The sequence below is a fragment of the Pseudomonas sp. E141 genome (assembly GCF_052659885.1).
The window spans coordinates 5,993,731-6,015,941 of record NZ_CP084024.1; the positions used below are offsets into that span (position 1 = coordinate 5,993,731).

Annotated in this window: 5 protein-coding genes; 2 read left to right on the forward strand and 3 right to left on the reverse strand. The window is 60.3% G+C overall.

Annotated elements, in window-relative coordinates:
• Nucleotides 1-41: 41 nt before the first annotated feature.
• On the forward strand, nucleotides 42-971 hold the full coding sequence (gene tagQ, locus GKKCFE_RS26890; RefSeq protein WP_047226786.1) for a type VI secretion system-associated lipoprotein TagQ: 930 nt from the start codon (nucleotides 42-44) through the stop codon (nucleotides 969-971).
• Nucleotides 972-1,607: 636 nt separating this feature from the next.
• On the opposite strand, the gene GKKCFE_RS26895 is transcribed toward tagQ, so the two are convergent.
• The gene (locus GKKCFE_RS26895; protein WP_139051192.1) at nucleotides 1,608-2,783 is read right to left on the reverse strand and encodes an integrase core domain-containing protein; all 1,176 of its coding nucleotides are present in this window, start codon (nucleotides 2,781-2,783) and stop codon (nucleotides 1,608-1,610) included.
• Nucleotides 2,784-3,302: 519 nt separating this feature from the next.
• On the opposite strand from GKKCFE_RS26895, the gene GKKCFE_RS26900 reads away from it, so the two are divergent.
• The gene (locus GKKCFE_RS26900; RefSeq protein WP_274090585.1) at nucleotides 3,303-3,662 is read left to right on the forward strand and encodes a DUF6124 family protein; all 360 of its coding nucleotides are present in this window, start codon (nucleotides 3,303-3,305) and stop codon (nucleotides 3,660-3,662) included.
• A gap of 211 nt (nucleotides 3,663-3,873) precedes the next feature.
• Here GKKCFE_RS26900 and GKKCFE_RS26905 read toward each other — a convergent pair whose 3' ends face one another.
• Both GKKCFE_RS26905 and GKKCFE_RS26910 read right to left on the reverse strand, forming a co-directional pair.
• A complete protein-coding gene (locus GKKCFE_RS26905; protein WP_047230543.1) occupies nucleotides 3,874-4,212 on the reverse strand; it encodes a hypothetical protein in 339 nt (112 codons plus the stop codon).
• 139 nt (nucleotides 4,213-4,351) lie between these two features.
• Nucleotides 4,352-22,090, reverse strand: coding sequence for an immunoglobulin-like domain-containing protein (locus GKKCFE_RS26910; protein WP_445577316.1), 17,739 nt, complete (start codon nucleotides 22,088-22,090; stop codon nucleotides 4,352-4,354).
• Nucleotides 22,091-22,211: the final 121 nt, after the last annotated feature.

Genomic DNA, 22,211 nt, shown 5'->3' on the forward strand with positions numbered 1-22,211 from the left:
GCCGTGCTGAGCTGGTCAACACTTAAAAAGAGAACACAATCATGCTTTTCTCCCGTAAACCTTTTGCTTCGGTTTCCAAGCGTCACCTGCTGATGGTCGCTGTCGGCTTCAGCACCGTCTTGACCGGCTGCGCTACGTCGCCGACTTCCAAGGTCGCGTCGAGCACCAAGGTCGAGTACTACCCTAACTGCTACGAGCCGGTGCAGCACTTGCGCTCCACCGAGGGGAACATGACCAAATCGGTACTCACCGGCGCAGCCGTCGGTGCGGTTGGTGGTGCCCTGTTGGGTGCGCTGACCGATTCGGAAAACCGTGGCCGCAACGCCGCCATCGGCGCCGCCGGTGGTGCCTTGGCCGGTGGCGCAACCGGTTACTACACCGAACGTCAGAAGCAGATCGCCGATGACAACCAGCGCATCGCCTCCTACGCCGCTGACGTCAACAAAAGCGCCGCCGATATCGATCGCAGCACCGCGTACGCCAAGGCTTCGCAGCAGTGCTACCAGAGCGCGTTCACCAAGCTGGTGGCCGACCGCAAGGCCAAGACCGTCAACGAAACTGAAGGCCGCAAGCGCCTGGCAGAAATCGTCTCCGGCCTGAAAGAGTCCAACGACCTGATCGTCGCGGTCAACGGCAAAGCCGCCGAAGACCTGAACAACTACACCCAGGCCTATGAAAAAGACCTGCAACAAGTGGGTGTGCAGCGTACTGACGTGGTGACCGTAGCGACCGCCGAAACCAAGCCGGTTGTGGCTTCGACCAAGACCAAAAAAGCGGTGAAACCGGCGAAAAAACCGGTGTTGCCAACCGTGCCGAAAGAAGCGGTAACCACTGAGAAAACCCTGCAGACCGCCAAGGCCAAGCAGGATGAAAGCAAGCAGGTCGCCAGCGCCGGCACCAGCCAGGTCAACAGCATGTGCAAAAACCCGGACCTGGGTGACTGGGCACCGGTGCCTTGCCCGAATGTTTGATTGACTGTTGCTGATCATTCCCTCGAGGGAGTGATCAGCGCACAAAAACCTGTGGGAGCGAGGCTGCTCGCGATAGCGGTGGTTCAGTTGACATCAATGTTGACTGATACACCGCCATCGCGAGCAGGCTCGCTCCCACATTTGTTTTGTGCTGGTTTGAATATCCGCGACTGCCCTCAATTCCCTGTGGGAGCAAAGCTTGCTCGCGAGGCGGCCTGACAGCCGGCCTGTCTCTTGCGGCTGTGCATCAATCAAACCTGTTTGAGCAGGCACTTGTGGGAGTAAAGCTTGCTCGCGATGAGGCCGACACATTCAACATCTTCATCAACTGAACCACCGCCATCGCGGGCAAGCTTTGCTCCCACAGGATGAACGCGGTCATCAAAAAACAGGTCGGCTGTCAGGCCGCCTCGCCAAGCTTTTGATCTGGGACGCCCCGTTAACCACGCTGGCCGAACGCAGGCATTGCGTAGGGGGCACCTCGGCATGGATGCCGAGGTAGCCGCGCTGGGCCATGGATGGCCCTTCGCGGCGGGCCCCCGGAGCAATGCCTTCGTTCGGGCACACCGAGCCTAAGCGAGGTGCCGAGTGGTGGGGCATGTACGGGACAACCACATGGGTTACAAAAAAGTGCATTCACATAGGTGACACTTTGATTGAAACATAGCCATTCTTTGCGTCCCTAGCGTTGACGTGACCTAGGATCACCGGACCGAAGATCACATTCCATACCCCATCTTTGATCATCTCCATTCCAATGTTTTGATGCCTGAGCAGATTCCCCACGTATATCCGCAGACCCGCTCGATTAATGATTCCGCAACTATCAGCCAGGTAACACTCAACGTGGCTCGCATAGCCCATTTCCGGTAGTTTTTCCGGGTAAGCTCGGGTTGAGGGTGTATAGCAGGAGGCCGGGGTTTTCTGGCCGAGCGCCTCGTGTCCCCGCTCGTGATTGTAGTGCTGCATAAATCGATCAAAGTGTTTTTGCTGAGCCTCCCAGGCAATGGCTGGCGGTTTGGGAAAAGTACTTTTCAATGTTCGGTGCATGCGCTCATGACGCCCATTTTGATCTGGCCGACCGGGCTCAATTCGCTCAGGAATAATCCCAAGGCGCAACCACCAGATCGACAACTGCGATAACCCTGCACGACCCGTACTGGCAAACGGCACGCCGTTATCGGTGCGGATACGTTCAGGCATCCCGTATTCACGAAAAACGCGCTCGAAGGTTTGCTGGGTCTCCTTGAGATTGGTATTGGCCATGCTCTCGCAGGCAAGCAAGAAGCGACTGGCATGATCCATGATCGTCAGTGGATAGCACCAAACGCCCGCCCCGGTGAGAAATTGGCCTTTGTAATCTGCGCTGAAGAGCTGATTAGGCGTTTCTGCCTTACGCAAAGGCTTGGGGTAGACAGCAACACGCTGGCGTAACGGTCGAGACAGAATCAAGTCCGCTGCCTTAAGGATGTTGTAGATGGTCGTTTTCGACGGCGGATCCTGCCCCGGAAAGCGTTTCATCAGGTCGTTCTGGATCTTTTTAGGACCCGGAACTGTTTCGCCAGTAGAGCGAAACTCAATGATTGCCTGCCTCACAACCAATGGCACCACATAGGTTTGGTTGTGCCGTCGGCGGCTACGTTCGTCGAGCCCACTGGGACCCTCCAGTTCATAGCGCTCGACCCATTTGTAGCCAGTCTTTCGGCTGATCTGATAGTCCTGGCACAGCTGGCTAAAGCTGTGCTTTTCAGACAGATACTCAGCGATGAACATCACTTTGAGGTCCATAGGTTTCAGCTCTCTCCAGGGCATGGTCAGATCCTCGCGAAATCGACCCTGCCAGTTAAAAACTGTTACCTATGTGCGTGAACTGATTTGTAACCCATGTGGGTGAGTCATACCGGCAAAAGCGCTTTGGTTACTTTCGCGCTTTTCGAAAGTGACCCGCTGTAAGAGCGGAACCGCCAGTAGCCGTTACCGCAGAAACGGATATACACCCCCTCTAAAAGTCAGGTCCTAGGAGATTTCCTTCGAGTTGTGGCGAACTTGGTGAACTTGTCCGGCGTCTGCCCCGTGGCTAGTCTGGGTTTGTCACTGAAAAAACGGTGACACCGGCGTGCAAGCCGGTTAGAAAGACGCCCAACAATATCACCAGCCACTTATCGTGCATTCGTGCTCATGTTTTATGGCAGCTGTGTGCGGGAGACCTTCGGGTCTGCCGAGGTTTTTGGGCGTTGTCTTACTCGGTCTTGCACACTCGCACATAGCTGCCACCCTTCATCGCGTGCAAGCGAGCCAGGGCGGCTCTGAATTGAATAGGAAGCCCAAACCATGTTCAAAGCTACGCCTAACCCTCCACAGCCCTCATCCAAATCCCGAGTCGAAACCCTGCAAGCAAAAAAACTCGACGAAGCCGCCGAGCGCGCTCTCGACTACTATCTCAAACCCAAACCCGTCGACGAGGCCCAAGCGGGCCAGCTCTTCATCGTATCCCCGAACATCGACACCGAAACCCTACTGGCCAATGCCTCCGAAGACCTGCTGTCCATCAGCGCCATCGCAGCCGACCTGGCTGATGACGTCGACGGCTCGCGCCGCAGCGTGATCCTGGCGATCAGCCGAATGGCCGACGGGGTGCATTTGTTGGTGGAGCGGGCGATGGATCGGCTTGAAGTGCAAGCGTCGAACTGACAGGCCTGTGGTGGATTGACGATTGCCATCGCGAGCAGGCTCGCGAAGGCGTCGGCACATCCAGCATCATCGCAAACTGACCCACCGCTTTCGCGAGCAAGCCCGCTCCCACATAAGAACTGCGTGACGGCAACATCTGCGACTTACCCCATCCCCCTGTGGGAGCGAGCCTGCTCGCGATGAAGGCAGCCCCGACACCGATGAACCAGGCTTAGATCAACCCTTTCTCATCATCATCGATCAACCGGCTCAACCCGCCCAAGGCTTCCCGGGCCTGGTTGCGGTCCATCAGCTTGGCCTGGGCTGCGGGGGGCAGGTCGGTGACGCGGATGACGCCTTTGCTGGTCAGCACCTGGATCAAGTCGTCGAGTACCCGGATCATTTCCAGGTCGCTCTGCTTGAGCTGCTTGAGGCTGTTTTCTACCGCCTGGTTGGCGAACCAGTCCTGGATTTCGTGGCTGTCGGCCGGCAGGGTTTCGGTGGCCTCCGCATAAGCGGTGGCTTCCACGCGCACCAGCAGGCCTTGTGCATCGCGTTGCACATAAAACATCGGGCATCCCTCATGTATGAAGCGGCGTCATGCTGGGCAGCATAGGCCAACTGTGCGCGAGTATGGAGGGTGGCGACAAAATCGTCATCCTGAATGCAGCCCGGTACGACCGCCCCTAAGGGCGGCCGTTAAGCCACGGTCAGCTGTTGTTGTGATCGACCTTGATGGTCGGATCACTGCCGGCGATCAACGAGTTCAGGTTGATGTTCGACCAGTTGTTACCTTCCAGCTTGATCGTCACATCAGGGGTGGCCGCTGCGGCGTCGCCCGCGTTGAACTTGCCGGAGGTGCTGACCTGCAGCGACGACACGCCATCGACCGTGCTGATCTTCAGGAAGTTGTCGATGGTGCTGCCGGTTTCGCCCTGCAACAGATCCCGCAGGTCGATCCGGTCACCTTCGCTGGCCTTGAAGTCCTTGATCACGTCGGTGCCGGTGTCGCCGGACTTCCAGACAAAGGTGTCGCCACCCAGGCCACCGATCAGGGTGTCGTTGCCCTGGCCGCCGATCAGCGTGTCGTTGCCTTTGCCGCCGAGCAGGATGTCATTGCCCTTGCCGCCGTTGAGCAGGTCGTTGCCGCCCTGGCCGAAGATGATGTCATTACCGGCACCGCCCAGCAGTGTGTCATTGCCATCGTTGGCACCGGACACATCGAAAGCGTTGTAGTGCTCGGTGATGTACTGGTGCACGTTGCTGGTGGTGACTTTGCTGACTTCCACACCGCTCTGCTGGGCCACGAAGGCCTGAATGGACTGATAACCTTCGCCGGCGATGCCATTGAAGCTCACCAGGTCGCCGAACAGGATGTCATTGCCGTCTGCCCCGTTGACTGTGTCAGCGCCCGGCAGGGTCGCTTCGGTGTGTCCGATGATGGAGTCGGCCAGGTTCTTGGGATCGATGTTGGTCTGCGGAGTCTTGTCCGAGTCGTAGTCCTTCAGGTCATCCAGCGTCACGCCTTTGTTCAGGCCGATGGCTTCCACGCCAGACACCGAACTCAACAGCGCGAAAGCGCTCAGGGAGTTGCTGGTGGTGGTCGAGCTGGTGCTGCTGCCAGTGCCGTCGCGGTACGACAACTCGTAGGTACCATCACCTTGGGCGCGCAGAGTGCCCAGCTCCTCACTGCTCCAGTAACCGCCCCAGGACTTGTGCCAGGACTGCAGCGTGACGTTGCCGTCCGTGTCGACCTGGATGCGATGCTTGCTGTCCAGGTCGGCGCTGAACGTCTGGCCCAGCTTGTAGTTGGCTGTCGTGATGAGGCTGTCGAGCTTCACGTCGCCATACAAGGTCGGGTTCGTCTGCTCGCCGGACTGGTAGTAGGTCGGCTGGCCGTCGGTGATGAAGTACGTCAGGTTGGTCGCGCCGGTGTTGCTCAGCGCTTCGCTGCTCTTGAACCAGTTGGCCGTGGTCTTGAACACGTCCTCGTAGTTGGTGCCGCCGCCGGACACCATCGAGTCCAGCACGCTTTTGAGCAGCACGAGGGCGTTCGGGTCATTGAGGTTGACCGATACGGTTTTATTCACCTGGCTGTCGAAGTCCGCCAGGAAGATGTTCACCGTCCCGGAGTTGCCGCCCATGCTCTGTTTGAGGGTGTTGAACACCGACGTCAACGAGTCCTTGGCGGCTGTGACGGACGCTGCGCTCATGCTGCCGGAGCTGTCGACCATGAAGGCGATGTTGTAGTTGACGCCTGGCACGACGGTCAGCCCGCCGATGTCGGCGACCACAATGTCGTTGCCGTCGGTGCCGGTGACGTTGTCACTGCCAGAGGTGGCGGTGGCGGAGGTGTAGACCGCCGGATGAACCGTGACCGGAATCTGCGCCGTGGTGGTTGCCGAGCCGCCGAGGGCTTCGGTTGAAGTCGAGGTTACGGTCAGGTTGAACTGGCCGTTGTAGTAGGTCGGTGGCGTCAGGGTCAGGCTGCCCAGATTCCAGCCGGTGACCGAGGCCTCGCCATTGCTGCCCACGGTCGCCGTGTGGCCGGCACCGTCGCTCAGCACGCTGCCTTCCGGGATCCCGCCGATTTTCACGCTCAGGCTTTCGGAGCCGTCGGTATCGGTCAGCGCCGTGGTGATCTTCGACAGGTTCACACTGCCGCCTTCGGCGCCTTCGTTGAGCTTGAAGCCGTCGTAGTAGCCTTCACCATTGGTGCCGTGCAGGTCCGAAACAGTCACGCCCGCATTCACCAGATCAGCCACGCCGGTGTACAGCGGCACGCCGGCACTGCTCAGGTCGGTCGGGGTGCTGCCGTTGACCGACAGGTTCACGTCATAGCTGCCCGGGCCGGTCTGGTTGTGGTGGTAGATGTCCAGGGTGTAGTAGCCGCTGGTGGTCGGGGTGAACGAGCCATTGAGCTTGCCGCCCGCTCCCCAGGTGATGCCCGCGACATCCTTGCCACCGATGGTCACTAACAGGCTGTCATCGCCGGTACCGCTGAAGGTGTAGGTCTTGCCAGCTTCGAGGAAAATCAGGCCCGAGGTTTTCGACGCGGTGCCCGGATTCACGTTGCTGTCGGACTGCACGTTGTTCACGGTGGTGCTGCTGTTGGGGGTTCCGGCGGCATCGATCACCGATTTCAGCGTACCGGACGGCGCACCGCTGCCATCGGTGCCCAGGCCCGACAGACCGGTCCAGACTTCCTTGATCAGGCCAGTGGAGTTTACGGCGTTCCCGGCTACGTTGAGGGTTGGTGCGTCAGCGACCGGCGTGATGTCGATCTTCACGGTGCCGGTAGTGCCCAGCGCCTGACCGTCGGTTGGCTGGAACTTGATCTGCGCGTAATCGGATTTCTGATCGCCCACGCCGTTCGCGTTGCCGTTGGCGCCGGACTCATGGGTATCCGGTGTGAAGCGCAGTTTGCCGGCGTCGATGTCGGCCTTGGTGAAGGTCTGGTTGTTGGCCACGTCCTTCCACGTTGCACCGTCCAGATACTGCAACTTGCCGTCAGCGGGCAGTCCGGTGATTTTTACCCCAAGGCTGGATGCCGAACTGTCCACATCGCTGACACCAAAGGTCGACCAGCCAAGAATCAACGAGGTGTCTTCGGTACCGGTCACCGCGCCGCCGGTTGCGACCGGCGCATCGTTGACCCCGACCACGTTCACGGTGGTGGTGGCCGTGTTGGAGTAGTTTGTACCGTCGGTCACCGTCACGGTGATGATGCGCGGCACGGTGCTCGGGTCGTCGCTGCTGTTGGTGAAGCTGATGTTCTTGATTTGCTGCATGTAGTCGGCCAGCGTCGCATTGCCCGACAGGGTCAGGGTGACCGTGCCGTTGGTGCTGTTGGCGTTGATGCTGATGCCGTTGACGCTGTTACCCAGGTTCAGCGCATCGCCGGGCTGACGGTTGGTCAGCACGATGGTGGCGCCGGTCAGCATCGTGCTGTCCGGGTCGGTGATTTTCAGGTCGGTGTCGCCGATGGACACGCCCGGACCGGTGGTGCCTTCGGTGAAGGTCACCTGGTAATCGGCGCCGGTCTTGCCGCTGGAGTTGTTGGCATCCAGGTCCAGTACCGGCGGTGCATCGTTGTCGATGATCGAGGTACTGACGCTGCCGTTGGTGCCGCTGACGGCCAGGTTTTCGAAGTTGCCGCCGGTGGCCGAGTCGATCTTGACCACGAAGTTTTCGGTACCTTCGGTGATCTTGTCGTCCAGCGTCGCCACGTTGAAAGTGGCGCTGGTGGCATTGGCCGGAATCTTCACGGTGTAGACGCCGGTGAAGTCCGTACCGTCGGCGGCGGTACCGCTGTAGACGATCTTGAGCGTCACTTCGGTTTGCGCCGGGTTCGTCAGGCTGACGGTGTACGTCGCGGCCTGGCCTTCGGTGACCGAGGTGCTGCCGGTGATGCTGACGATGGTGTTATCGACGGTATCGGTCACGTCGGTGACGGCTGGGGTGGTGCTCGGTACCAAATTCTCGAAGTTGCCACCGGTGGCGTTGTCGATGCTGACTTCGACCTTGCCGGCGTCTTTGTAGACGTCGTCTTTTGGCGCATCGACAGTGACCGTGCCGGTGGTGGCGCCGGCAGCGATGTTGATTACGGCGCCGTTGCTCAGGCTCACGGTGACTGGTGAACCGGCGGCGTTGGTCAGGGTTGCGGTGTAAACAATCGAACCGCCTTCAGCAACGGTATCGGTTGCACTCAAGGTCAGGCCGGTCGAGTCCTGTACATCGGTAACGGTGGTGTCAGCGGGAGTCGCGTCGATGTCCAGTTTTTCGTAGTTGCCGCCCTGGGCATCATCAATCTTGACGCTCAGGTTGTCGCCGCCGGCAAGGGCGTCGTTCTGGGTGACGAAGTTGACCGAACCGCTGCTGGAACCGACTGGAATGGTGATGCTCTGACCGTTCGACAGGGTGATCACCAGCGGAGCGCCGGTCACGGGAGCGTTGACCGAGGCGGTGTAAACGACAATGCCGCCTTCAGCTACATTCGCGGTCGCAGTGAGCGAAACGGTGCTGGTGTCGATAGTGTCGGTCACATCGGTGACGGCTGGCGCGGTGCTTGGCACCAGATTCTCGAAGTTGCCACCGGTGGCGTTATCGATGCTGACTTCGACTTTGCCGGCGTCTTTGTAGACGTCGTCTTTTGGTGCATCGACAGTGACCGTGCCAGTGGTGGCACCAGCAGCGATGTTGATTACAGCGCCGTTGCTCAGGGTCACCGTCACTGGCGAACCAGCGGCGTTGGTCAGGGTTGCGGTGTAAACGATCGAACCGCCTTCAGCAACGGTGTCAGTTGCCGAGAGCGTCAGGCCGGTGGTGTCCTGCACGTCCGTGACAGTTGTGTCAGCCGGAGTGGCATCAATGTCCAGTTTTTCGTAGTTACCGCCCTGGGCATCATCAATCTTGACGCTCAGGTTGTCGCCGCCGGCAAGGGCATCGTTCTGGGTAACGAAATTGACCGAACCGCTGCTGGAGCCGACCGGGATGGTGATGCTTTGGCCGTTCGACAGGGTGACCACCAGCGGAGCGCCGGTCACGGGGGCATTGACCGAGACGGTGTAAACGACAGTACCGCCTTCGGCCACATTCGCGGTCGCTGTGAGCGAAACGGTGCTGGTGTCGATGGTGTCAGTGACATCAGTCACCGCTGGTGCAGTGCTTGGCACCAGGTTTTCGAAGTTACCGCCCGTTGCGTTATCGATGCTGACTTCGACTTTGCCGGCGTCTTTGTAGACGTCGTCAGTCGGCGCATCGACGGTCACGGTGCCGGTGGTGGCGCCGGCAGCGATGTTGATTACGGCGCCGTTGCTCAGGGTCACGGTGACTGGTGAGCCAGCAGCATTGGTCAATGTCGCTGTGTAAACGATCGAACCACCTTCGGCAACCGAATCGGTAGCGCTCAGGCTCAGACCGGTGGTGTCCTGCACGTCCGTGACAGTTGTGTCAGCCGGAGTGGCATCAATGTCCAGTTTTTCGTAGTTGCCGCCCTGGGCATCATTAATCTTGACGCTCAGGTTGTCGCCGCCAGCAAGGGCGTCGTTCTGGGTCACGAAATTGACCGAACCGGAGCTGGAGCCGACCGGGATGGTGATGCTTTGACCGTTCGATAGGGTGATCACCAGCGGAGCGCCGGTGACCGGGGCGTTGACCGAAGCGGTGTAAACGACGGTGCCGCCTTCAGCCACGGAGGAGGTCGCGGTCAGGCTAACAGTCGACGTATCGATGGTATCGGTGACATCAGTCACTGCCGGAGTCGTGCTCGGAACGAGGTTCTCGAAGTTGCCACCGGTGGCGTTATCGATGCTGACTTCAACTTTGGCAGCGTCTTTGTAGACGTCGTCAGTCGGCGCATCGACGGTCACGGTGCCGGTGGTGGCGCCGGCAGCGATGTTGATTACAGCGCCGTTGCTCAGGGTCACGGTGACTGGCGAGCCAGCAGCGTTGGTCAGGGTTGCGGTGTAAACAATCGAACCGCCTTCGGCAACGGTGTCAGTGGCCGAGAGCGTCAGACTGGTGGTGTCCTGCACGTCCGTGACAGTTGTGTCCGCTGGAGTCGCGTCGATGTCCAGTTTTTCGTAGTTGCCGCCCTGAGCGTCGTCGATCTTGACGCTCAGGTTGTCGCCGCCAGCAAGGGCGTCGTTCTGGGTCACGAAGTTGACCGAACCGGAGCTGGAGCCGACCGGAATGGTGATGCTCTGGCCGTTGCTCAACGTTACGACCAGCGGAGCGCCGGTAACCGGAGCATTGACCGAAGCGGTGTAAACCACGGTTCCGCCTTCGGCCACGGAGGAAGTCGCGGTCAGGCTGACAGTCGAAGTGTCGATGGTATCGGTCACGTCGGTGACGGCTGGCGTGGTGCTTGGCACCAAATTCTCGAAGTTGCCGCCGGTGGCGTTATCAATGCTGACTTCGACTTTGCCGGCGTCTTTGTAGACGTCGTCCTTTGGCGCATCGACGGTCACAGTGCCGGTGGTAGCGCCGGCAGCGATGTTGATCACTGCGCCGTTGCTCAGAGTCACGGTCACTGGTGAACCAGCGGCGTTGGTCAGGGTTGCGGTGTAAACAATAGAACCACCTTCGGCAACGGTGTCAGTGGCCGAGAGCGTCAGGCCAGTGGTGTCCTGCACATCAGTAACGGTGGTGTCCGCCGGAGTCGCGTCGATCTCCAGTTTTTCGTAGTTGCCGCCCTGAGCATCATCAATCTTGACGCTCAGGTTGTCGCCGCCGGCAAGGGCATCGTTCTGCGTAACGAAGTTCACCGAACCGGAGCTGGAGCCGACTGGAATGGTGATGCTTTGGCCGTTGCTCAACGTTACGACCAACGGAGCGCCGGTGACTGGCGCGTTGACCGAAGCGGTGTAAACCACGGTGCCGCCTTCAGCCACGGAGGAAGTCGCGGTCAGGCTGACAGTCGACGTATCGATGGTATCGGTGACATCAGTCACTGCCGGAGTCGTGCTCGGAACGAGGTTCTCAAAGCTACCGCCGGTGGCGTTGTCGATGCTGACTTCGACTTTGCCAGCATCTTTGTAGACGTCGTCTTTTGGCGCATCGACAGTGACTGTGCCAGTGGTGGCGCCGGCAGCGATGTTGATTACGGCGCCGTTGCTCAGGGTCACGGTGACTGGTGAGCCAGCGGCGTTGGTCAGGGTTGCGGTGTAGGTGATTTGACCACCTTCGGCAACCGAATCGGTAGCGCTCAGGCTCAGGCCGGTGGTGTCCTGTACATCGGTAACGGTGGTGTCAGCGGGAGTCGCGTCGATGTCCAGTTTTTCGTAGTTGCCGCCTTGGGCGTCGTCGATCTTCACGCTCAGCGAATCACCACCTGACAAAGCATCGTTCTGCGTAACGAAGTTCACCGAACCACTGCTGGAGCCGACCGGAATGGTGATGCTCTGGCCGTTGCTCAACGTTACGACCAGCGGAGCGCCGGTAACCGGAGCATTGACCGAAGCGGTGTAAACCACGGTTCCGCCTTCGGCCACGGAGGAAGTCGCGGTCAGGCTGACAGTCGAAGTGTCGATGGTATCGGTCACGTCGGTGACGGCTGGCGTGGTGCTTGGCACCAGATTCTCGAAGTTGCCACCGGTGGCGTTATCGATGCTGACTTCGACCTTGCCGGCGTCTTTGTAAACGTCGTCTTTTGGTGCATCGACGGTCACGGTGCCGGTGGTCGCGCCGGCAGCGATGTTGATTACTGCGCCGTTGCTCAGGCTCACGGTGACTGGTGAACCGGCGGCGTTGGTCAGGGTTGCGGTGTAAACAATCGAACCGCCTTCAGCAACGGTATCGGTTGCACTCAAGGTCAGGCCGGTCGAGTCCTGTACATCGGTAACGGTGGTGTCAGCGGGAGTCGCGTCGATGTCCAGTTTTTCGTAGTTGCCGCCCTGGGCATCATCAATCTTGACGCTCAGGTTGTCGCCGCCGGCAAGGGCGTCGTTCTGGGTGACGAAGTTGACCGAACCACTGCTGGAACCGACTGGAATGGTGATGCTCTGACCGTTCGACAGGGTGATCACCAGCGGAGCGCCGGTCACGGGAGCGTTGACCGAGGCGGTGTAAACGACAATGCCGCCTTCAGCTACATTCGCGGTCGCAGTGAGCGAAACGGTGCTGGTGTCGATAGTGTCGGTCACATCGGTGACGGCTGGCGCGGTGCTTGGCACCAGATTCTCGAAGTTGCCACCGGTGGCGTTATCGATGCTGACTTCGACTTTGCCGGCGTCTTTGTAGACGTCGTCTTTTGGTGCATCGACAGTGACCGTGCCAGTGGTGGCACCAGCAGCGATGTTGATTACAGCGCCGTTGCTCAGGGTCACCGTCACTGGCGAACCAGCGGCGTTGGTCAGGGTTGCGGTGTAAACGATCGAACCGCCTTCAGCAACGGTGTCAGTTGCCGAGAGCGTCAGGCCGGTGGTGTCCTGCACGTCCGTGACAGTTGTGTCAGCCGGAGTGGCATCAATGTCCAGTTTTTCGTAGTTACCGCCCTGGGCATCATCAATCTTGACGCTCAGGTTGTCGCCGCCGGCAAGGGCATCGTTCTGGGTAACGAAATTGACCGAACCGCTGCTGGAGCCGACCGGGATGGTGATGCTTTGGCCGTTCGACAGGGTGACCACCAGCGGAGCGCCGGTCACGGGGGCATTGACCGAGACGGTGTAAACGACAGTACCGCCTTCGGCCACATTCGCGGTCGCTGTGAGCGAAACGGTGCTGGTGTCGATGGTGTCAGTGACATCAGTCACCGCTGGTGCAGTGCTTGGCACCAGGTTTTCGAAGTTACCGCCCGTTGCGTTATCGATGCTGACTTCGACTTTGCCGGCGTCTTTGTAGACGTCGTCAGTCGGCGCATCGACGGTCACGGTGCCGGTGGTGGCGCCGGCAGCGATGTTGATTACGGCGCCGTTGCTCAGGGTCACGGTGACTGGTGAGCCAGCAGCATTGGTCAATGTCGCTGTGTAAACGATCGAACCACCTTCGGCAACCGAATCGGTAGCGCTCAGGCTCAGACCGGTGGTGTCCTGCACGTCCGTGACAGTTGTGTCAGCCGGAGTGGCATCAATGTCCAGTTTTTCGTAGTTGCCGCCCTGGGCATCATTAATCTTGACGCTCAGGTTGTCGCCGCCAGCAAGGGCGTCGTTCTGGGTCACGAAATTGACCGAACCGGAGCTGGAGCCGACCGGGATGGTGATGCTTTGACCGTTCGATAGGGTGATCACCAGCGGAGCGCCGGTGACCGGGGCGTTGACCGAAGCGGTGTAAACGACGGTGCCGCCTTCAGCCACGGAGGAGGTCGCGGTCAGGCTAACAGTCGACGTATCGATGGTATCGGTGACATCAGTCACTGCCGGAGTCGTGCTCGGAACGAGGTTCTCGAAGTTGCCACCGGTGGCGTTATCGATGCTGACTTCAACTTTGGCAGCGTCTTTGTAGACGTCGTCAGTCGGCGCATCGACGGTCACGGTGCCGGTGGTGGCGCCGGCAGCGATGTTGATTACAGCGCCGTTGCTCAGGGTCACGGTGACTGGCGAGCCAGCAGCGTTGGTCAGGGTTGCGGTGTAAACAATCGAACCGCCTTCGGCAACGGTGTCAGTGGCCGAGAGCGTCAGACTGGTGGTGTCCTGCACGTCCGTGACAGTTGTGTCCGCTGGAGTCGCGTCGATGTCCAGTTTTTCGTAGTTGCCGCCCTGAGCGTCGTCGATCTTGACGCTCAGGTTGTCGCCGCCAGCAAGGGCGTCGTTCTGGGTCACGAAGTTGACCGAACCGGAGCTGGAGCCGACCGGAATGGTGATGCTCTGGCCGTTGCTCAACGTTACGACCAGCGGAGCGCCGGTAACCGGAGCATTGACCGAAGCGGTGTAAACCACGGTTCCGCCTTCGGCCACGGAGGAAGTCGCGGTCAGGCTGACAGTCGAAGTGTCGATGGTATCGGTCACGTCGGTGACGGCTGGCGTGGTGCTTGGCACCAAATTCTCGAAGTTGCCGCCGGTGGCGTTATCAATGCTGACTTCGACTTTGCCGGCGTCTTTGTAGACGTCGTCCTTTGGCGCATCGACGGTCACAGTGCCGGTGGTAGCGCCGGCAGCGATGTTGATCACTGCGCCGTTGCTCAGAGTCACGGTCACTGGTGAACCAGCGGCGTTGGTCAGGGTTGCGGTGTAAACAATAGAACCACCTTCGGCAACGGTGTCAGTGGCCGAGAGCGTCAGGCCAGTGGTGTCCTGCACATCAGTAACGGTGGTGTCCGCCGGAGTCGCGTCGATCTCCAGTTTTTCGTAGTTGCCGCCCTGAGCATCATCAATCTTGACGCTCAGGTTGTCGCCGCCGGCAAGGGCATCGTTCTGCGTAACGAAGTTCACCGAACCGGAGCTGGAGCCGACTGGAATGGTGATGCTTTGGCCGTTGCTCAACGTTACGACCAACGGAGCGCCGGTGACTGGCGCGTTGACCGAAGCGGTGTAAACCACGGTGCCGCCTTCAGCCACGGAGGAAGTCGCGGTCAGGCTGACAGTCGACGTATCGATGGTATCGGTGACATCAGTCACTGCCGGAGTCGTGCTCGGAACGAGGTTCTCAAAGCTACCGCCGGTGGCGTTGTCGATGCTGACTTCGACTTTGCCAGCATCTTTGTAGACGTCGTCTTTTGGCGCATCGACAGTGACTGTGCCAGTGGTGGCGCCGGCAGCGATGTTGATTACGGCGCCGTTGCTCAGGGTCACGGTGACTGGTGAGCCAGCGGCGTTGGTCAGGGTTGCGGTGTAGGTGATTTGACCACCTTCGGCAACCGAATCGGTAGCGCTCAGGCTCAGGCCGGTGGTGTCCTGTACATCGGTAACGGTGGTGTCAGCGGGAGTCGCGTCGATGTCCAGTTTTTCGTAGTTGCCGCCTTGGGCGTCGTCGATCTTCACGCTCAGCGAATCACCACCTGACAAAGCATCGTTCTGCGTAACGAAGTTCACCGAACCACTGCTGGAGCCGACCGGAATGGTGATGCTCTGGCCGTTGCTCAACGTTACGACCAGCGGAGCGCCGGTAACCGGAGCATTGACCGAAGCGGTGTAAACCACGGTTCCGCCTTCGGCCACGGAGGAAGTCGCGGTCAGGCTGACAGTCGAAGTGTCGATGGTATCGGTCACGTCGGTGACGGCTGGCGTGGTGCTTGGCACCAGATTCTCGAAGTTGCCACCGGTGGCGTTATCGATGCTGACTTCGACCTTGCCGGCGTCTTTGTAAACGTCGTCTTTTGGTGCATCGACGGTCACGGTGCCGGTGGTCGCGCCGGCAGCGATGTTGATTACTGCGCCGTTGCTCAGGCTCACGGTGACTGGTGAACCGGCGGCGTTGGTCAGGGTTGCGGTGTAAACAATCGAACCGCCTTCAGCAACGGTATCGGTTGCACTCAAGGTCAGGCCGGTCGAGTCCTGTACATCGGTAACGGTGGTGTCAGCGGGAGTCGCGTCGATGTCCAGTTTTTCGTAGTTGCCGCCCTGGGCATCATCAATCTTGACGCTCAGGTTGTCGCCGCCGGCAAGGGCGTCGTTCTGGGTGACGAAGTTGACCGAACCACTGCTGGAACCGACTGGAATGGTGATGCTCTGACCGTTCGACAGGGTGATCACCAGCGGAGCGCCGGTCACGGGAGCGTTGACCGAGGCGGTGTAAACGACAATGCCGCCTTCAGCTACATTCGCGGTCGCAGTGAGCGAAACGGTGCTGGTGTCGATAGTGTCGGTCACATCGGTGACGGCTGGCGCGGTGCTTGGCACCAGATTCTCGAAGTTGCCACCGGTGGCGTTATCGATGCTGACTTCGACTTTGCCGGCGTCTTTGTAGACGTCGTCTTTTGGTGCATCGACAGTGACCGTGCCAGTGGTGGCACCAGCAGCGATGTTGATTACAGCGCCGTTGCTCAGGGTCACCGTCACTGGCGAACCAGCGGCGTTGGTCAGGGTTGCGGTGTAAACGATCGAACCGCCTTCAGCAACGGTGTCAGTTGCCGAGAGCGTCAGGCCGGTGGTGTCCTGCACGTCCGTGACAGTTGTGTCAGCCGGAGTGGCATCAATGTCCAGTTTTTCGTAGTTACCGCCCTGGGCATCATCAATCTTGACGCTCAGGTTGTCGCCGCCGGCAAGGGCATCGTTCTGGGTAACGAAATTGACCGAACCGCTGCTGGAGCCGACCGGGATGGTGATGCTTTGGCCGTTCGACAGGGTGACCACCAGCGGAGCGCCGGTCACGGGGGCATTGACCGAGACGGTGTAAACGACAGTACCGCCTTCGGCCACATTCGCGGTCGCTGTGAGCGAAACGGTGCTGGTGTCGATGGTGTCAGTGACATCAGTCACCGCTGGTGCAGTGCTTGGCACCAGGTTTTCGAAGTTACCGCCCGTTGCGTTATCGATGCTGACTTCGACTTTGCCGGCGTCTTTGTAGACGTCGTCAGTCGGCGCATCGACGGTCACGGTGCCAGTGGTGGCGCCGGCAGCGATGTTGATTACAGCGCCGTTGCTCAGTGTCACGGTGACCGGAGTGCCAGCGGGGTTGGTCAGGGTTGCGGTGTAAACAATCGAACCACCTTCAGCAACAGTGTCAGTGGCCGAGAGCGTCAGGCCGGTCGTGTCCTGCACGTCAGTGACAGTCGTGTCCGCTGGAGTGGCATCGATGTCCAGCTTTTCGTAGTTACCGCCCTGAGCATCATCAATCTTCACGCTCAGGTTGTCGCCGCCAGCAAGGGCGTCGTTCTGGGTAACGAAGTTGACCGAACCGGAGCTGGAACCGACTGGAATGGTGATGCTCTGGCCGTTGCTCAACGTTACGACCAACGGAGCGCCGGTGACTGGCGCGTTGACCGAGGCGGTGTAAACCACGGTGCCGCCTTCAGCCACATTTGCGGTCGCAGTGAGCGACACGGTGCTGGTGTCGATGGTGTCAGTGACATCGGTCACCGCTGGTGCGGTGCTCGGCACCAGGTTTTCGAAGTTACCGCCCGTTGCATTGTCGATGCTGACTTCAACCTTGCCAGCGTCTTTGTAGACGTCGTCCTTTGGCGCAGCGACGGTCACGGTGCCGGTGGTGGCGCCAGCAGCGATGTTGATTACAGCGCCGTTGCTCAGAGTCACGGTCACTGGCGAGCCAGCGGCGTTGGTCAGGGTTGCGGTGTAGGTGATTTGACCACCTTCGGCAACCGAATCGGTAGCGCTCAGGCTCAGACCGGTGGTGTCCTGCACGTCAGTGACAGTCGTGTCAGCCGGAGTGGCATCGATGTCCAGTTTTTCGTAGTTGCCGCCCTGAGCATCATCAATCTTGACGCTCAGGTTGTCGCCGCCGGCAAGGGCATCGTTCTGGGTCACGAAGTTGACCGAACCGCTGCTGGAACCGACTGGAATGGTGATGCTCTGGCCGTTGCTCAACGTTACGACCAACGGAGCGCCGGTGACCGGTGCGTTGACCGAAGCGGTGTAAACCACGGTGCCGCCTTCAGCCACGGAGGAGGTCGCGGTCAGGCTGACGGTCGAAGTATCAATGGTGTCAGTGACATCGGTGACGGCCGGTGTGGTGCTTGGTACCAGGTTCTCGAAGTTACCGCCCGTTGCGTTATCGATGCTGACTTCGACTTTGCCAGCGTCTTTGTAGACGTCGTCAGTCGGCGCATCGACGGTCACGGTGCCGGTGGTGGCACCGGCGGCGATGTTGATTACAGCGCCGTTGCTCAGGGTCACGGTGACCGGAGTGCCAGCGGGGTTGGTCAGGGTCGCGGTGTAAACAATCGAACCGCCTTCGGCAACGGTGTCAGTGGCCGAGAGCGTCAGACCGGTGGTGTCCTGCACGTCCGTGACAGTTGTGTCAGCTGGAGTCGCGTCGATGTCCAGTTTTTCGTAGTTGCCGCCCTGAGCGTCGTCGATCTTGACGCTCAGGTTGTCGCCGCCAGCAAGGGCGTCGTTCTGGGTCACGAAGTTGACCGAACCGGAGCTGGAGCCGACCGGAATGGTGATGCTCTGGCCGTTGCTCAACGTTACGACCAGCGGAGCGCCGGTAACCGGAGCATTGACCGAAGCGGTGTAAACCACGGTGCCGCCTTCAGCCACATTTGCGGTCGCGGTGAGCGAAACCGTGCTGGTGTCGATGGTATCGGTTACGTCGGTGACGGCTGGAGTGGTGCTTGGCACCAAATTCTCGAAGTTACCGCCGGCGGCGTTATCGATGCTGACTTCGACCTTGCCGGCGTCTTTGTAAACGTCGTCTTTTGGTGCATCGACGGTCACGGTGCCGGTGGTCGCGCCGGCAGCGATGTTGATTACTGCGCCGTTGCTCAGGGTCACGGTGACTGGTGAACCGGCGGCGTTGGTCAGGGTTGCGGTGTAAACAATCGAACCGCCTTCAGCAACGGTATCGGTTGCACTCAAGGTCAGGCCGGTCGAGTCCTGTACATCGGTAACGGTGGTGTCAGCGGGAGTCGCGTCGATGTCCAGCTTTTCGTAGTTACCACCCTGAGCATCATCGATCTTGACGCTCAGGTTGTCGCCGCCAGCGAGGGCATCGTTCTGGGTAACAAAGTTGACCGAACCGCTGCTGGAACCGACCGGAATGGTGATGCTCTGGCCGTTGCTCAACGTTACGACCAGCGGAGCGCCGGTCACCGGGGCGTTGACCGAAGCGGTATAAACCACGGTGCCGCCCTCAGCCACGGAGGAAGTCGCGGTCAGGCTGACGGTCGACGTATCGATGGTGTCGGTGACATCAGTCACTGCTGGAGTCGTGTTTGGCACCAGGTTTTCGAAGTTGCCACCGGTGGCGTTATCGATGCTGACTTCAACCTTGCCAGCATCTTTGTAGACATCGTCAGCCGGCGCATCGACGGTCACGGTGCCGGTGGTGGCGCCGGCAGCGATGTTGATTACAGCGCCGTTGCTCAGTGTCACGGTGACCGGAGTGCCAGCGGGGTTGGTCAGGGTCGCGGTGTAGACAATCGAACCGCCTTCGGCCACTTCAGTGGATGCTGACAAGCTCAGGCCGGTGGCGTCCACCGAGTCGGTGATCGTCGTAACGGCAGGTGTAGTGCTCGGCACCAGGTTTTCAAAGTTGCCGCCAGTCGCACCGGTAATAGTGGTGCTGACGGTGCTGCCGTTGTTGTAGACGTCATTGGCCGGGGTATCGACAGCGACGGAGCCTGTGGTCTGGCCCGCAGCGATGGTAATGACCGAGCCATTGCTCAAGGTCACGGTTACCGGAGTCTGGGCCGGGTTGGTCAGAGTGGCGGTGTAAGTGATCTGGCCGCCTTCAGTGATGGTATCGCTGGCGGTCAGGGTAAGGCCGGTAGCGTCCACCGAATCAGTGATTGTGGTGACCGCAGGCGTGGTGCTCGGCACCAGGTTTTCAAAGTTGCCGCCCGTGGCACCGGTAATAGTGGTGCTGACGGTGCTGCCGTTGTTGTAGACGTCATTGGCCGGGGTATCGACAGCGACGGTGCCTGTGGTCTGGCCCGCAGCGATGGTGATGACCGAGCCATTGCTCAAGGTCACGGTCACCGGCGTCTGGGCCGGGTTGGTCAGGGTCGCGGTGTAGGTGATCTGGCCGCCTTCGGTAACGGTGTCGCTGGCGGTCAAGGTCAGGCCTGTGGCGTCCCCCGAATCGGTGATCGTCGTAACGGCAGGTGTAGTGCTCGGCACCAGGTTTTCAAAGTTGCCGCCAGTCGCACCGGTAATGGTGGTGCTGACGGTGCTGCCATTGTTGTAGACGTCGTTGGCCGGGGTATCGACGTTGACGGTACCGGTGGTTTGTCCGGCGGCGATGGTGATGACCGAGCCATTGCTCAAGGTCACGGTTACCGGCGTCTGGGCCGGGTTGGTCAGGGTGGCGGTGTAGGTGATCTGGCCGCCTTCGGTGATGGTGTCGCTGGCGGTCAGGGTCAGGCCGGTGGCGTCCACCGAGTCGGTGATCGTCGTCACGGCAGGCGTGGTGTTCGGCACCAAGTTCTCAAAGTTGCCACCCGTTGCACCGGTAATGGTGGTGCTAACGGTGCTGCCATTGTTGTAGACGTCGTTGGCCGGGGTATCGACGTTGACGGTGCCGGTGGTTTGTCCGGCGGCGATGGTGATGACCGAGCCATTGCTCAAGGTCACGGTCACCGGCGTCTGGGCTGGGTTGGTCAGCGTTGCGGTGTAGGTGATCTGGCCGCCTTCGGTAACGGTGTCGCTGGCGGTCAAGGTCAGGCCAGTGGCGTCCACGGAATCGGTGATCGTCGTAACGGCAGGCGTGGTGCTCGGCACCAAGTTCTCAAAGTTGCCGCCCGTGGCGCCGGTAATGGTGGTGCTGACGGTGCTGCCATTGTTGTAGACGTCGTTGGCCGGGGTATCGACGTTGACGGTACCGGTGGTTTGTCCGGCGGCGATGGTGATGACCGAGCCATTGCTCAAGGTCACGGTTACCGGCGTCTGGGCCGGGTTGGTCAGAGTCGCGGTGTAGGTGATCTGACCGCCTTCGGTGATGGTGTCGCTGGCGGTCAAGGTCAGGCCGGTGACGTCCACGGAGTCGGTGATCGTCGTCACGGCAGGCGTGGTGCTCGGCACCAGGTTTTCAAAGTTGCCGCCAGTCGCACCGGTAATGGTGGTGCTGACGGTGCTGCCATTGTTGTAGACGTCGTTGGCCGGGGTATCGACGTTGACGGTACCGGTGGTTTGTCCGGCGGCGATGGTGATGACCGAGCCATTGCTCAAGGTCACGGTTACCGGCGTCTGGGCCGGGTTGGTCAGAGTCGCGGTGTAGGTGACCTGACCGCCTTCAGTGATGGTGTCGCTGGCAGTCAAGGTCAGGCCAGTGGCGTCCACCGAATCGGTGATCGTCGTCACGGCAGGCGTGGTGCTCGGCACCAAGTTCTCAAAGTTGCCGCCCGTGGCGCCGGTAATGGTGGTGCTGACGGTGCTGCCATTGTTGTAGACGTCGTTGGCCGGAGTGTCGACGTTGACGGTGCCGGTGGTCTGGCCCGCAGCGATGGTGATGACCGAGCCATTGCTCAAGGTTACGGTCACTGGCGTCTGGGCCGGGTTGGTCAGGGTGGCGGTGTAGGTGATCTGGCCGCCTTCGGTGACGGTGTTGCCGGCCGTCAAAGTGACGGTGGTGGTGTCCACAGTGTCGGTGATCTGGGTCACTGCCGGTGTGGTGGGCAAGGTCACGGCAATGCCGGTGCCGCCGGTAGTGCCGGTGACCGTGACGCTGATCTGGCTAGGGTCGTTATAGACGGTGTCGTTCGGCGCCAGGGGGACGTTGACGCTGCCGGTCAGTTGCCCGGCGGGAATCACGATCACTGCGCCGTTGGACAAGGTTACGGTCAGGTTGGTCTGAGGCGCCTGGGTGACGGTCGCGGTGTAGACCAGCACGCCGCCGGCCTCGGTCAGGGTCGGGGTGGCGCTCAGGGTCAACGTCGAATCAAGCACCGCGTTGGCAGTGGTATCGGCGTCGGTGTCGCCGCCGGTGATGTCATCGTCAGCGGCCGCGGCTGCGCTCAAACCCTCAGTCGGGAACCCGATGGTCGGGTCGACGCTGCCAGCGGTGGCATCCAGCATCACAACGCTGTGGCCGCCACCGGCGGCCCCACCCGTACCTGCAGCAGTGGCGCCAGCGGCGGTGGCTTCAAGGGCGGTCGTCGGGTCGACGTCGGCGGCAATGGCCTGCTGCAGTTCTTCTACCGACGGCGCAGCCTGGGCTGTGGCCTGGGCGAGATCGGTGGAGGAGTCCGGGGCATTGGCGCTCCACTGGGTGTCGCGACCCAGGTCCAGCGTGCGCCCATCGGCCAGTTCCAATGTAACGGCGCCAGCAGCGCCGGTGTCCAATTGATCGCCTGTGGACAGGCGGTCACCTTCAATGAGCACACGCCGGATGCCTTCGGGGGATACGACGAAAACCTGACCAACAATGCTTTTGACGACGGCAATAACACTGCTCATTGAAGACTCTCCGGGTGCCACGTTCAGTAGACTTCCATGTACCGAACAGCCTCTGGCTGCGCCGGTCTGGACGCTCTTGCTTCGCTAAATAAGGTTGTTTTGACGCTTCATGACGTCAATA